At 66.5% G+C, this 12,414-nt stretch carries 15 protein-coding genes; 7 read left to right on the top strand and 8 right to left on the bottom strand.

Annotated elements, in window-relative coordinates; all coding sequences use genetic code 11:
* Window positions 1-158: 158 nt before the first annotated feature.
* Together RH831_RS05590 and RH831_RS05585 are read right to left on the bottom strand one after the other, a co-directional pair.
* Window positions 159-2,534, bottom strand: coding sequence for a right-handed parallel beta-helix repeat-containing protein (locus RH831_RS05590; protein WP_310553261.1), 2,376 nt, complete (start codon window positions 2,532-2,534; stop codon window positions 159-161).
* 34 nt (window positions 2,535-2,568) lie between these two features.
* Window positions 2,569-3,057 carry a deoxyuridine 5'-triphosphate nucleotidohydrolase gene (locus RH831_RS05585; protein WP_310553260.1) on the bottom strand — a complete coding sequence of 163 codons (489 nt, stop codon included), beginning with the start codon at window positions 3,055-3,057 and terminating at the stop codon, window positions 2,569-2,571.
* 85 nt (window positions 3,058-3,142) lie between these two features.
* Here RH831_RS05585 and RH831_RS05580 point away from each other — a divergent pair, with 85 nt between their 5' ends.
* Genes RH831_RS05580 through RH831_RS05570 form a run of 3 tightly spaced genes read left to right on the top strand, consistent with a single transcriptional unit; the run spans window position 3,143 to window position 4,623 of the window.
* On the top strand, window positions 3,143-3,625 hold the full coding sequence (locus RH831_RS05580) for a GNAT family N-acetyltransferase (protein ID WP_310553259.1): 483 nt from the start codon (window positions 3,143-3,145) through the stop codon (window positions 3,623-3,625).
* A 39-nt stretch (window positions 3,626-3,664) separates the two neighbouring features.
* A complete protein-coding gene (locus tag RH831_RS05575; RefSeq protein ID WP_310553258.1) occupies window positions 3,665-4,087 on the top strand; it encodes a DUF5809 family protein in 423 nt (140 codons plus the stop codon).
* Window positions 4,084-4,623, top strand: a complete 540-nt coding sequence (locus RH831_RS05570; RefSeq protein WP_310553257.1) for an NUDIX hydrolase — start codon at window positions 4,084-4,086, stop codon at window positions 4,621-4,623. The genes RH831_RS05575 and RH831_RS05570 overlap by 4 nt, the downstream gene beginning before the upstream one ends.
* A 1-nt stretch (window position 4,624) precedes the next feature.
* On the opposite strand, the gene RH831_RS05565 is transcribed toward RH831_RS05570, so the two are convergent.
* Complete coding sequence (locus RH831_RS05565; RefSeq protein ID WP_148661821.1) at window positions 4,625-4,741, bottom strand: rubrerythrin-like domain-containing protein; 117 nt, start codon at window positions 4,739-4,741, stop codon at window positions 4,625-4,627.
* 98 nt (window positions 4,742-4,839) lie between these two features.
* Between RH831_RS05565 and RH831_RS05560 the strand changes: the two genes are divergently transcribed.
* Window positions 4,840-5,751 carry a prenyltransferase gene (locus tag RH831_RS05560; RefSeq protein WP_310553256.1) on the top strand — a complete coding sequence of 304 codons (912 nt, stop codon included), beginning with the start codon at window positions 4,840-4,842 and terminating at the stop codon, window positions 5,749-5,751.
* On the opposite strand, the gene RH831_RS05555 is transcribed toward RH831_RS05560, so the two are convergent.
* Window positions 5,748-7,025: a ribonuclease R gene (locus tag RH831_RS05555; protein WP_310553255.1), complete on the bottom strand. Its 1,278-nt coding sequence runs from the start codon at window positions 7,023-7,025 to the stop codon at window positions 5,748-5,750. The two genes, RH831_RS05560 and RH831_RS05555, sit on opposite strands and share 4 nt — an antisense overlap.
* Before the next feature lie 94 nt (window positions 7,026-7,119).
* Here RH831_RS05555 and RH831_RS05550 point away from each other — a divergent pair, with 94 nt between their 5' ends.
* The gene (locus RH831_RS05550) at window positions 7,120-7,599 is read left to right on the top strand and encodes an RNA-binding protein (protein WP_310553254.1); all 480 of its coding nucleotides are present in this window, start codon (window positions 7,120-7,122) and stop codon (window positions 7,597-7,599) included.
* A 42-nt stretch (window positions 7,600-7,641) separates the two neighbouring features.
* Window positions 7,642-7,992, top strand: coding sequence for a cell division protein SepF (gene sepF, locus RH831_RS05545; RefSeq protein WP_070365428.1), 351 nt, complete (start codon window positions 7,642-7,644; stop codon window positions 7,990-7,992).
* On the opposite strand, the gene RH831_RS05540 is transcribed toward sepF, so the two are convergent.
* Window positions 7,993-8,385 (bottom strand): DUF5611 family protein, encoded by a 393-nt coding sequence (locus tag RH831_RS05540; RefSeq protein ID WP_070365429.1) that lies wholly within the window; start codon window positions 8,383-8,385, stop codon window positions 7,993-7,995. It abuts the gene before it with no gap.
* A 37-nt stretch (window positions 8,386-8,422) separates the two neighbouring features.
* Window positions 8,423-9,571, bottom strand: a complete 1,149-nt coding sequence (locus RH831_RS05535; protein ID WP_310553253.1) for a hypothetical protein — start codon at window positions 9,569-9,571, stop codon at window positions 8,423-8,425.
* Between the two features lie 90 nt (window positions 9,572-9,661).
* Between RH831_RS05535 and RH831_RS05530 the strand changes: the two genes are divergently transcribed.
* Window positions 9,662-9,955, top strand: a complete 294-nt coding sequence (locus RH831_RS05530) for a DUF6432 family protein (RefSeq protein ID WP_310553252.1) — start codon at window positions 9,662-9,664, stop codon at window positions 9,953-9,955.
* Here the strand turns inward: RH831_RS05530 and RH831_RS05525 are convergent.
* Window positions 9,952-11,028: a geranylgeranyl reductase family protein gene (locus tag RH831_RS05525; RefSeq protein WP_310553251.1), complete on the bottom strand. Its 1,077-nt coding sequence runs from the start codon at window positions 11,026-11,028 to the stop codon at window positions 9,952-9,954. The genes RH831_RS05530 and RH831_RS05525 overlap by 4 nt on opposite strands.
* 43 nt (window positions 11,029-11,071) lie before the next feature.
* Window positions 11,072-12,391: a metallophosphoesterase gene (locus RH831_RS05520; protein ID WP_310553250.1), complete on the bottom strand. Its 1,320-nt coding sequence runs from the start codon at window positions 12,389-12,391 to the stop codon at window positions 11,072-11,074.
* Window positions 12,392-12,414: the final 23 nt, after the last annotated feature.

Raw genomic sequence — 12,414 nt, 5'->3', positions numbered from 1 at the left:
GTTCCCATGGGGGTAGTACACGTCCCAATATACGGAGGGCTATTTACATAGTGAAGTATTGGGAGGCCCGCGAAACATTCCCGACAGCCCGTTCCCAGACGCCATCCAAGACTCTGCGAACAAAGGTAGGATTCTCAAAATGAGGGGTTCAGTCGGACTCAGCGGAGCCGAACCACGAGGTACGCTACCCCGGTCAGACCCACCCAGACCAGGAAGGCGGCCACGGCGACCGGGCGGAGAATCGACGGTCCCGGAATGGACGCGAGCCCCCAGGTCAGGATGCCGGCCCCGGCCAGAACGTGAAGCCGGCGCCCCCTGACCGTCAACAACGATTCGGTGAGGGTCTGATACAGCCCACGGGCCCCGAGCAGGACGGCCATACCGTACAGGCCAGCCCCGAGCAGCCCACCGATGAGCCCCAGCGGGGCACTCGAACCCGGATCGGGGTGAGTCGTGGGTGGCTGGGTCTGACCGGTCGTGGTCGGCGTCGGTGCGGCTTCGACCGTGACCGTCGCCGTCGCCGGGGTCGCACTCTCGATGCCCATGTCGTCTTCGACCCAGAGCGTGATCGGGTAGGAGCCAGCCGCGTCAAAGGCGGTGTCGAGGCTGGCCTCGGTCGTGACCGTCACTGATTCGTTCACCGAGTATCGGTAGGTCCGGACCGCCCCGTCAGAATCACTCGAACCCGCGGCCGAGAGTTCGATCGATTCGTCCACGGCGGGGGCCGATGGCGCGAACTCGATTTCGGCGGATGGGCGGGCGTAAGCCGGGCCGTGTCGGTCCGGGCTCACCTCGTGGAGGTCCACCCACCCGTTCCGGGTCTCCACGGCGTTCCCCTCGCCCTCGGGATTGATCGAGCGGTGGTACGGGCCGTTTGCCGCGCCCCAGTAGTTGGCTTCCGCCCGGACCGTTCCCGACACGTCAGTCAGGAGGGCGACGCGATGGCCGTAGATGTCGTTCGCCCGCAGGTCGACCCCGGCGGCCCCCTCGGTCAACAGGACGCCCACACCAGGGTCGGCGTCTGTCCGGGGCTGGAGGTCACCGAACGCCACCGTATTGAAGACGATCTCGTTGGTTTCGATCGTCGCCCGCTGCGGGCCCGAAGCCGCGATTCCGTAGGCGTTGGCCGCGAGGAGGTTTTCCTCGATCGTGTAGTTGCCGTCCGTCCGAACGCCGTTCGTGATCGCCAACCCCTCCCGAGCGTTGTCCAGCAGTTCGTTCTCGGCCACCCGGAGCCCCGTCATCGCCTGGCGGGCCGTGATCGACAGCCCCGACTCGCCGTTCGCCCGAGCGAGATTGTCTTCGACCTGGGTATTCCGGACGTGTCGAGCCGTCATCGAGAGGCCGCTGGCCCCGTTTTTGCGAAGTTCGTTCCCGGAGACGGACGCGTCCTGGAACGCGCCGACGAAGAGGCCGATCCCGTGCCCGCCGTTGTCACTGGCGGTATTGTTCCGGACGGCGATCGACGAGTCGGCAAAGAGTTTCGAGTGGAGGCTCAGGCCGTTGTCAGTGTGGTCGGTGACCGTGTTCCCGTCGAAGGTGAACGCAAAGCCGTAGAACCGGTCCATTCGCGGGTCGTGCTCGATGGCCACCCCCTGGTCGCCCGAAACGATGTCGTTGCTCGCGAGGACGAGCGAGCGGACGTTCCGCTCAAGCCGGAGGTCCACGCCCGTCCCCGCCCCCGTGATCTCGTTCTCGCTGATCGAGAGGCCCTGCACGTCGAGTGTCTCGACGCCGATCCCAGTTCCGGTCGGTTCGATCGCGGTCGAGCGGATGGCCGTGGTTCGGACCTGGTCGGCCGCGATCCGAATTCCTGTCTCGACGGCGTGGAAGTCACTCCGCTCGACCTGGAGGTCCCTGACCGTCGTCGCGTGAAGGTCGAGGCCGACCCCTTCGATGTCGGTGAACGCGGTGTCCGAAATCTCCCACCCGGAGACGGTCTCGACCGGCAAGATCGTCGTTCGGGTCACCGAAATCCCGTCGCCGGCGATCGACGCGAAACGACTCGACCGGACCTGCAGGGCCGTCTCCTGGCCGGCCACCGGTACGGCGATCCCGTCACCGGCGGTCCCGCGGATCGTGGAGTCAGTGAGCCTGACGGTCGAACCCGGGGCCTCGATTCGGATGGCGTCAGTCGCGTGTTGCAGTTCGGTGTGAGCGAGGGCGAGTGTCGCCGACCCCGCTCCCGTGGTTCGGATGGCATCCCAGGCTCCGCCCGTGGCCGCGGGTTTCGAGGCCCGGAACCTGATGGGCGCTTCGCTACTTCCGGTCGCAGAGAGGTTCCCGGCCACGGACAGTGAAATGCCCTCCGCGAGTTCGACCGTGGTCCCCGGCTCGATTTCGAGGGTCGCGTTCTCCGCGACCGTGACGTTCGAGACGATCCGGTACTCGCCGTCCCAGGTGGTCGTCTCCGTGACGTTGTGCTCGACGGTCGTCGGGCCGGACTGGGCAGCCGCCGGTGCCGAGACGGCCAGCAACACAAGCGCCCCGAGGAGGAGAAAGACAGCGACGGTTCGTCGCACGGAGACGGACATACCTACCCATTGACGCGGGTATGCATAAATAATCTCAGGCCCGGTCCAGTCGCTCGCCCTGATAGCTCCCGTCGTAGGTCCCCTCGTGGTCGGCCGCCGCCAGGACGAGTTGGGCGACCCGGGCCCCACGCTCCAGTTCGATTTCGTTGTGGACCTGGAGGAGCCCCTCGCCCCGACCGGAGTAGCCGGCGTCCCAGACAGCGGTGTTGAGCATCGCGCCGTTGCGCATGAGCGAGGACCGGGGCAGGACGAACCCGACGTGTTCCGCCGGGATCGAAACCGTCTCGGCGTACTGGAGGATGTAGCCCCCGGGCGCGAGTCGATACCCCTCACGGTCCGCGGGGCCGATCGCGACCGTCTCGATCGGTTCTCGGTCGGCAATCGCCTTCCCTTCGCGGGTGATTCGCCCGGTACCCACCGGTTCGAGGACCGCTTCGAGGCGGAGATCGACGCCGTTGGGCTGGACCTGTTCGGCGTCGATCCCGTCGAGCTGGTCGGCGACGAACGCGCCGCTTCTGAACATGCTCGAATCCGGGTCGGGCCGGCGTATGGCCTTTGTGCTTTCGGTCACCGTGACCCTCTTTTGACCGCGAGGCGTTGACTCGTTCGTGACGGTCCCAGACGCCACCAGCGCCAGATTGCGCCCCGTCGAGCGGGCCGACCTCTACGCCGTGGTCCGGATCGAAGCCCGGACCTTCGAGGAGCCCTGGCGGCTGTCGACCTTCGAGCACTACCTCGATGCCCCCGGGTTCCTCGTGCTCGAAGATCCCGAGAGCGACGCCATGGGCGAGTCGATCGCGGGCTACGTCGTGGCCTCGCTCATGCGCGTTGGTGGGGCACGAGTGGGCCACGTCAAGGACCTGGCCGTCAAGCCCGCCCGCCAGGGCGCGGGGTTCGGCCGACGGCTGCTCCAGGGCGCGCTGCGAACCCTCGACAGCCAGGGCGCGACGGCCGCTCGCCTGGAGGTCAGACCGAGCAACGAAGTGGCCCGATCGCTGTATCACTCCATGGGGTTTGCCGTCGCCGGCCGCAAGGAGCAGTACTACCCGAATGGAGAGGACGCCCTGTTGCTGACCCGAGAACTCGGGTAGAGCCACAAACGTGTTGTCCGTTCGCTCCCTGGCACCACCATGGAGACACGCGGACAGTTCGCTCCCGAGACCGAGCGAGCGGCCCGGGAGCAGTATGCGGCCCTCACCATGCCCGCGAAGACGGTGACCAAGGAGATCGCCGAGGCGGGAACGACAGACCGGGAAACCTACCGCGAACTGACGACCGAGGACGTCTACGAGACCGCCCAGCAGGCGCTTTTCGCCTCGTTACTCGCGGTGCAGGTCGGTTCCACCGAGGAGTACGAGGACTGGCTCGCGGCCCGCGAGGACCTTGAAGTCGTCTTCGCCGGGACCGAGACCGTCCCCCGACGGGCCTGGCACCCGGTCTGGCCCCGGGCTGCGGTCGTGGCGGTCTCCTTCCAGAACAAGCCCGACGCCGCGGTTGCCTCGCTCCGCCGGCAGGCGTTTGGTCGATTTTACCGGAACTTGGTGGCCGAATGACCGACCCCGAGTGGCCAGTCCAGGAGTCGGTCCGCGAGTACGAGACCGGGTGGTACGACGGCGGCTACGACCTGGTCGAACAGCCGGACGGCACGACCAAACGCTACTACTGGGCCGAACTCGCCCCAGCCGTCATCGTCGTCGCCATCGACGACGAGCAGGTGGTGTTCGTCGAGCAGTATCGCCCGACGACACGGGTCGAGGGCCTGGAGCTGCCGGCCGGCATCGTCGAAGACGGCGAGGACTACCTGGACGCGGCCCGGCGCGAGCTGGAAGAGGAGACCGGACTGGTACCCGAACGCGTCGAACTGCTCCAGATCATGGACGTGGCCACCGGCGTGTTGCGCCACGAACGAGGTATCGTGGTCGCGACTGATCTCACGGCGGGGACCCGGAGTCTGGACGAAAACGAGTTTCTCTCGGTACGTCGGGTTCCGAGGACGGAAGCTATCGCGGTCGCCCGGGAGCCACCCGCGAACGACGCCACGCTTGAAGGGCTGTTGCTCGCGGCCCAGGACGGGTATCTGGGAGAGTAAGCTACTCGACGGGTCGGGCGCAGTTCCGGAGTCGTCCCGAACACGCCGGACAGACCCGGGCTCCGGGATCGGTGACCGTTCGGCCACACTGGTAGCACTCGTAGCGATCAGCTTCCATACCCGACCCGTCGAGTCCTTCAGTATTAATCATGTCGTTCCGGGGCTGCCCCCTGCCGGATGGGAAACCGTTAATCGCCACAGCCCCCAAAATCGAGCATGGAAACGTTATCCGCGACGGATCGCGTCCAGGGCTATCTCCAGGTGGCCCGGGCCCCGTTTCTGGCGCTTCCGGTGACCCTGATCCTCCTGGGTTCGGCAGCGGCCGTCGTCGCCGGCGGGTTCGACCCGGTGGCGGCAATCCTGGCGTTCGTGGGGCTGCTCTCCCTGCACGTCTCGATCAACGCCCGCAACGAGTACCGTGACTACCAGTCCGGGGTTGACCACGAGACCGACCCGACCCCGTTCAGCGGCGGCAGCAAGACCCTCCCCGAGGGCGAACTCGAACCGGTCGCAGCCAAACGCCTGGCGACGGTCACTGCCGGTATCGGAGCGGTGATCGGGGGCTACTTCATCGTCGAGGTAGGGCTGTTGCTCGTCCCGATCACCATCGTGGGCGCTATCAGCGTGCTCTTCTACACGAGCCACCTGACCCGCTATGGCCTGGGCGAGCTCTTCGCCGGGCTCGGGCTAGGTGGGCTGCCGGTGCTCGGCACTGGACTGGTCCAGGTCGGGTCGATCACGCCCGAAATGCTCGTGGCCAGCGTCCCGGCGACGCTGTTGACCTTCAACCTGCTCCTCCTCAACGAATTTCCGGACGTGGCGGCCGACCGGCGGGGCGATCGGCAAAACCTGATTCACCGGCTCGGACGGTCGGCAGCGGGCTGGATCTACGTCGCCGCCGGGCTTGGTGTGCCACTCGCGATCGTCGCCGGCTGGGCGGGTGGGGTCTTCCCGGCCTGGGGACTGCTCGGAATCCTTCCGTCGCTGTTACTCGCCCGACCGGCCCGCTGGGCCATCACCGAACCGGACACCGACCTCCCAGTCGGGGCCCAGCGTGACAACGTCCTCTGGATCCTGGCGACGAATGCGGTCCTCGCGCTGGGACTGATCGTGCCCAGTTTCGTCTAGTCGTCCGCGAGGATTTCGAGCCCGCGATTCGTGACCGCGTCGGGATTCAGCCCCACCTCTTCGAGGAAGTTCTCGTACTCCCGTTCGCACTGTTCGGCGGCTTTCTGTCGCTCCGAAGCTCGATCACAGAGTTCGATGAGGTTCTCCGGCACGTCGTTCTGGTAGACGATCCAGTGGTTGACCAGGTCGCTCATCCGCCGGATCGGGCTGGTGAAGTGCCCGTAGATCTCGAAGTTCAGCGCGTGGTGGCCGCCGAAGGGGTCGTTCATGTACTTCGCCCGGGGCATGACCTTCATGACCGCCCACTGGATCTTGCCGAGTTGGCGCTCGGGGGCCTGCTCCAGAGTCGCGTTGACGGCCTTCCGCGGGTCGTCCCAGGAGTCCCCGGGAATGGAGACCCCCTCCAGTTCCTGGATCTCCCGCAGCGCCTCGTCCCACTCGTCGGGGGAGGGCTGGGGGTGCACGCGATAGACGGCCTCGACCCCGCGATTCCACATCAACTCGTGGGTCACGGCCTTGTTGGCCTTGAGCATCGCCTCCTCGATGATCGTGTGGGCCTTGTCCCGGCGGGGATTCAACACGAGCGAGCCATCTGCCTTCCGCTGTTCGTGTAGCTGGTCGGTGACCTCCCAGACCAGTTCGATCTCGTCGTGAAGTTCTGCATCCGGGTCCTCCAGCCGATCGACGGCCTCCGTGTAGGTGAGCCGGGCGTCACTCTGGATGACCGACTTGTAGATCTCGATGTCCTCGAAGGAGAGGGTCTCCTTGTCGAGGTGCATCTCGACGGTGTGGGCGAGGCGATCCTCCTCGGCGACGAGTGAGCAGACCGTCTCGGCGAGGATCGGCGGGAGCATGTGGACGGTATGCCCCGGGAGATAGACCGTGTTCCCCCGTCGCAGCGCCTCCTCCCACATGGCCGTCCCCGGGCGGACGTAGTGGGTCACGTCGGCGATGTGCACCCAGAGGACGAACTCGTCGTCCCGTTCCTCGATCGAGAGCGCGTCGTCGAAGTCCTGGGCGTCGATGGGGTCGGTCGTCCAGGTCGTCATGTCCCGCAGGTCGGTTCGCGTTTCGAGTTCGGATTCGACCTCGGGCTGGACGTCGTCGGTGATCTCGTCGGCCTCCTCGCGGACGGCCGCCGGGAACCCTTCGGGGATCTCGAACTTCTCGAAGAGGTCCTCGCGTTTCGCGGCGAGTCGATCCGCGAGATCCGGGCTGATCTCGACCGGTCCCTGCCCCTCGGCAGTGCCCGCCTCGGCCTGCTGGTCCGTCATGGGTTCGGGTACACGAAGCCAGCAGTTAGTCCTATTGGCCGCGGCCCACCAGCCGAGCGGATCAATTAAGTACGGACCGGGCCGAGTCCCGGATATGGAAGTTTCGTCCCGCCATCACCTCCGGAGCGACGAAGTGGCGGCCATCGAGGACACGCTGGCGAACACCCTCGGGATCGAGGTCACCGCTGAAGCCTTCGAACTGGCCGAACTGACAGATGCGGACTTCGACGTCGGCCTTATCGACGGCGATGCCCTCGTGTGGTATCCCGACGACGAGCCGTTTCTCACGGTCAAGGGCGCGAACGTCTACGAACCGACAAATCACGTCGTGACCGTCGACACCGGCGCGATCTCCTTCGTGAGCGACGGCGCGGACGTGATGCGCCCGGGCATCACCGAGGCCGACCCCGACATCGAGGCGGGGGATCTCGTCATCATCGTCGAGGAGTCCCACGGCAAGGCCCTGGCGATCGGGCGCGCGCTGACCGACGGCGAGGACATGGTCGGCGAGGCGGGCAAGGTCGTCGAGTCATTACACCACGTCGGCGACGAACTCTTCGAGTTCGAAGTGTGACGAGGGGAAACACTATTGCCCGCCCCGGGGCATCCTGTTGACATGGGATTCATGGATCGCATCCTCGGGGGCGAAAGCCGGAGTACCGGGGACTACGTGGAACTGGACCTGGAGGACGTGGCCGCCGACGCGGAGACGAAGATGCAACTTCACATCGCCGAGATCGACGGTCAGGAGGACGTGATCGCGATCAAGGACGCCGTCTACGACGGGGACCTCGTCGTCGCGGAGATCACGCGGCTGCGCACCGAGGACCCGACCATCGATCACGCGATCGACGAACTCCGGGAGACCGCAAAGGAGGTCGGCGGCGACATCGTCAAGAAAGGCGACGACCAGATCATCATCACGCCGACGGGCGTGGGCATCAGCCGAGAAAAACTCAACCGATAATCAGACTTCTTCGGGGACGTCGTCGGAGTCCTCGACGGTTCGCTTCATCGATTCGCGGCGGGACTTGGCGTCCCGGCCGGTGACTTCGAGCAGGAACTCGTTTTTCAGGTCGACAGCCTCGGCGGCCGCGTCGGCCTGGCCCGCCGCGATGACCTCCTCGGCCGGTCGCTCATCGAAGTGGACCGCAAGCCGGTCCTTCTTGGAACCGTAATCGGATCGGCCGGCCAAAATGCGGTCGAAGACCGGGTTCGACGGGTCCTCGACGACGTACATTTCGACGCCTTCGAACTCCTCGGTGCCCGCGACCGGGCCGAAGTACTCCTCGATTTTCGCCTGCAGGTCCGGCACTCGCTCCTCGAGGTACTCCCCCCGACGCATCTTGTACTCCTTCATGCTGAGGAGATCGGCTTTGACGGGTAAAACGCCTTCGTCACCGGCGTCCGGCGAGGTAACCCCGATGACACTCCGGGCAGATGTCACCCGCCCGCAGCGAGGAGCCCGGACCCTCCGTGAAGCCACATTCGGGGCATTCCAGAGATTGGGCCGGCGAATCCGGGTCTTCGTCGACATCGAGTGGGCCTTCACTCGTGATCCCGCTCGGGCCGCGGTTCCCGCCCGACGGTTCGGCGGCCGTCGACTCGCTCTGCGTGTCGAACTGGAAGGCGGGGTCGTCGGAGCCGGCGGGTGTCTCCTCGGACGTCGATTCGGCTCCGGGTGGGCTGGCCGACCAGCCATCCGTCTCGGCGGCCGCTTCCTCGGCTGGCTCCTGGCCGGCCGCCGGCCAATCCCCCGTCCCTTCGATCGATGACGCGTCGCCCTCGGCCGTGTCCGCACCTGTTTCGGCCTCGTTGCCCGTCTCGGCCTCGCCGTCGGATTCGATCGGCGAGTCGTCCGTGGCTGTCGGGTCGGTGGTGGATGTGGCCTCGGCTGCGGATTCGACCGCCGCCTCGGAATCGGCGGGCTCGGACGCCTCGGCCGGATCCGCCGGCTCGGCCGTCGATTCCTCCGTTTCCGTCCCGAACATCGAGGCCGGTTCGGCCGTGTCCGCGGTCGCATCTGCGGGTTCGTCCTCGAGGACGACGCCGGTGTCCTCGGGCTCCGCCGTGTCCACTTCCTCGGCCGATTCCGGGGACGCAGGCTCGGAATCCGCCGGTTCGGTCGGCGGTTCTTCGGGGCTGGCTGTGTCGTCCAGGATAACCGCGTCCTCGCCCTCCGCGGTCGATTCGTCCGTGTCTGTCTCGACAGACGGCTCGGTGTCGGCGATCGGCTCGTCGGCCGCCTCGACCGACGGTTCGGCCTCGGCGTCCTCGACGATCTCGGAGACGTCGACTGCGGTGTCCGCCTCGGCTTCGGTCGACTCGGGCTCGGCGGTCGGTTCCGGTTCTGGATCGGTCTCCGTCCCGGTCGAACCGAGGTGTCTGACCTCCGTGTTCTCCGAGATGACCTGTTCGGCACCACAGCGGTCACACGTCTTGATCTTCCGGATCGTGACCACCGCCTCGTCCCCCCGTTGCTCGCGGTCGCGCTCGGTCACCGGTTCCCCGAAGGCGTGACCCAGCAGTGAACACCTGAGACCCATTGGCGCGTGATTTCCGGTCCACCCGCAAAAGGGTACCGCTCAGCCACCGCGGCCCGACTACCTAAGGCAGGGGCTAGCGTAGGAGGGTGCATGAAGCTCCGCCAGGAGCATCGAGATCGCGAGGAGACCGAAGTAGCCGTCCTCCAGGCTCTCGCCGATCGCCACGAGGAAGGGATGACCGTCTTCGAACTGCGATCGATCGTGGGGGCCGACATCGACGACCTGGAGGCCGCCCTCTCGGGATTGCAGTCAGCGGGGCTCGTCTCGATCGACCACGACGCGGAACGAGCGGTCTTCGTGGTGGCCGAGTCGGCGATCGAAGCCGAACGGAGCGAGCCCGAGCCCGGATTTTTCGAGTGGCTCCGGGAGCTGATCGGGTTCTAGCCCCGAAAAAGCGTCCCAAGTGCGTCTTTCGAGAAAAGCGACGAGGGTTCGTCCATGTGCACGTCGATCTCGCCGGCGAGTGCCGACAGTCCCAGTCGAGCCAGCGGGTCGGGAAGCGAGTAGGCCCGTCTGAGCCACCGCCCCAGCCTGATCTCGGTCCCGAGTTCGGCCCGCCAGGCTTGTTCGTACGCCGCCGTGTCCAGATCGTTCGGGTCGAGCCGCTGGGCGGCGATCTCGGCGGCCCGGAGCCCGTAGAGGATCCCGCCGCCGGTGAACGGTTTGGTCTGGCCCGCCGCGTCTCCCACCAAGATCGCCCGGTCCGTGTGCACCCGCTCGGGCGGCCCGATCGGGATTTGCCCCCCGAAGCGCTCGCCGTCTGGCACACCATGCCCGGCCAGCCGGGTGTCGAGGTGGTCGACCACGTCGTAGCCGGGCGGGGCTGCAAGCCCATACTCGACGCCGGCGTCCCCGCGGGGGATGCGCCAGGTGAAAAAGGTGGGGACCGTCAGGTAGACATCAACGTGGTCGCCGTGGTCCGGTTCGGGCACGTGACGCAGTGTGCCCACGAGGAACGTCTCAGGGTCAGGGAGCCCGAGTTCACGCCTGACCGTCGACTGTGGGCCGTCGGCCCCGACGACCATCGCGGCCTCCACCCGTTCGACACCGTCAGGGCCCTGCACGGTGAGCGAGACGCTCTCGGGCCCTTCTTCGACGGCCGTCACGAGGTGGTTCGTTCGAATTTCGGCCCCGGCCTCGGCGGCCAGCTCCACGAGCAGTCGGTCCAGGTCGACCCGGTCGATCGCATTCGAGATGGGCTCGTCCCGGTAGAACCGATAGCCGTCGTCCTCGGAAGTGACGTGAAAGCGAGCCCCGCGGATCTCGTGCTGCCGGAGTCGATCCGGGGCCGCATCGGGCAGGAACTCCCAGAGGTCGCGGCTCACGTGCCCGGAGCAGGCGAGTGGCTCGCCGACCGAGCCACGCTCGAAGGCGAGCACTGACTGGCCCTGCTGGGCCGCACGGCGGGCGTAGTGGGCCCCCGCAGGCCCCAGCCCGACGACGGCAACGTCGATCATACCCGGCCTACCCGGTCACGGGCAAAATCCCTTGTGCCCACGATCACTCTCGCCGTGACTGGTCGGTCCGGAGGACCGCCCGATCGGGAAGGTCCGGATCCGGCTCGCGGCCCAGCGTGACAAAGCGCTCGGTCCGCGTGAGTTCTTCGGGCGTGGGATTTGGCTTCTGAATGGGTTCGAACTCGACGGTCACGCCCTCGGGCTCGGCGGCGATGCGGACGGCGCTGAGCTGGTAGGTCGGGTAAAAGACCGGCGGGAGGATTCCCATGACGCCCTCGCGACGGTGGAGTCGTTTGAGCCACGTGCCGGTGTTGACCAGCAGGCCGTCATCAACCGACCGAATCGACGGGCGGTGAGTGTGGCCATAGCAGAAGATCCGCGTGTCGGGCTTGGCCTCGAAGACGGCCCTCGCGGCTTCCTCGTAGGGCTCGACCGTGTTGACGGTCAGGTCGGTCTCGAAGACGCCAAAGCGGTTGACGGTTTGCCGGACGTCCCGTCGGAGGAAGTAAAGCGGGATGCCGACGAGCAAGAGCAGGCCCGCGACGGCCACGTTGACCGCGAGGAGAAACCAGATCGCGGTCCCGGCGGTCCCGAGCTGCCCCAGCGCGGTCGTGGTCCACTCCACGGGCCAGGACCAGACCCCGACGAGATCCAGGCCAGCCAGCACCGCGAGAACGGCACTGATGTTGAAAAGCAGGAGAAACGGGACCAGCGCGTAGCGGATGAGCGGGTTCATCTCACGATAGAAATATTTCGAGATCAGCCAGGCCGGGATCCGCTCGGTGGGCGTGACCGCCTGGACGTCCTTGAGCCAGTTGAACCGTCCCCGGTCGGAGAGCCGGCCCGCGCGGCTGGTGACGAGGGTGTTGAAGTAGTAGCCAAGCGGGCTCGCGTGGGGATTGCCCCAGTCCTCGATCCGGTTGTTCGGGTCCTGCTGGTGGCCGTGTTCGAAGTGAATGCGGGTCTCGCCCACCACGCGCTCGATGGACTGGTCGACCACCAGATCGACGTTGTAGGCCGCAAAACGCTCGACGTACGCCTCGTGGGCCGCGAGTTCGTGGTCGTGATTGCCCGGCACCAGCGTGATCGGGATGTTTGCCCCGGTCTCGCGTAGCTGTTCGAAAAGGGTCGGGTACCGCTCTTCGAGGGCCTCGAACTTCTCGATTCCCTCGATGCCCGTGAACTCCCAGAGCCCGAAGGCGTCGCCGTTGATGATCAGTTCGGCGTTTTCCGCTGTTTGGGCCAGCCGGTCGAGGAAGTCCAGCAACTCCGGGAGGAACTCGACGGCTTCGAGTTGCTCGTCGCCGCCGATGTGGAGGTCACTGATGACATAATAGACCCGGTCCTCGGCCTCGGCTCCCATCGTTTCGACCTGCAGTCGACTCC

The sequence above is a fragment of the Halodesulfurarchaeum sp. HSR-GB genome (assembly GCF_031432215.1).
GTDB lineage: Archaea > Halobacteriota > Halobacteria > Halobacteriales > Halobacteriaceae > Halodesulfurarchaeum.
This window is presented reverse-complemented; position numbering and strand designations above follow the sequence as displayed.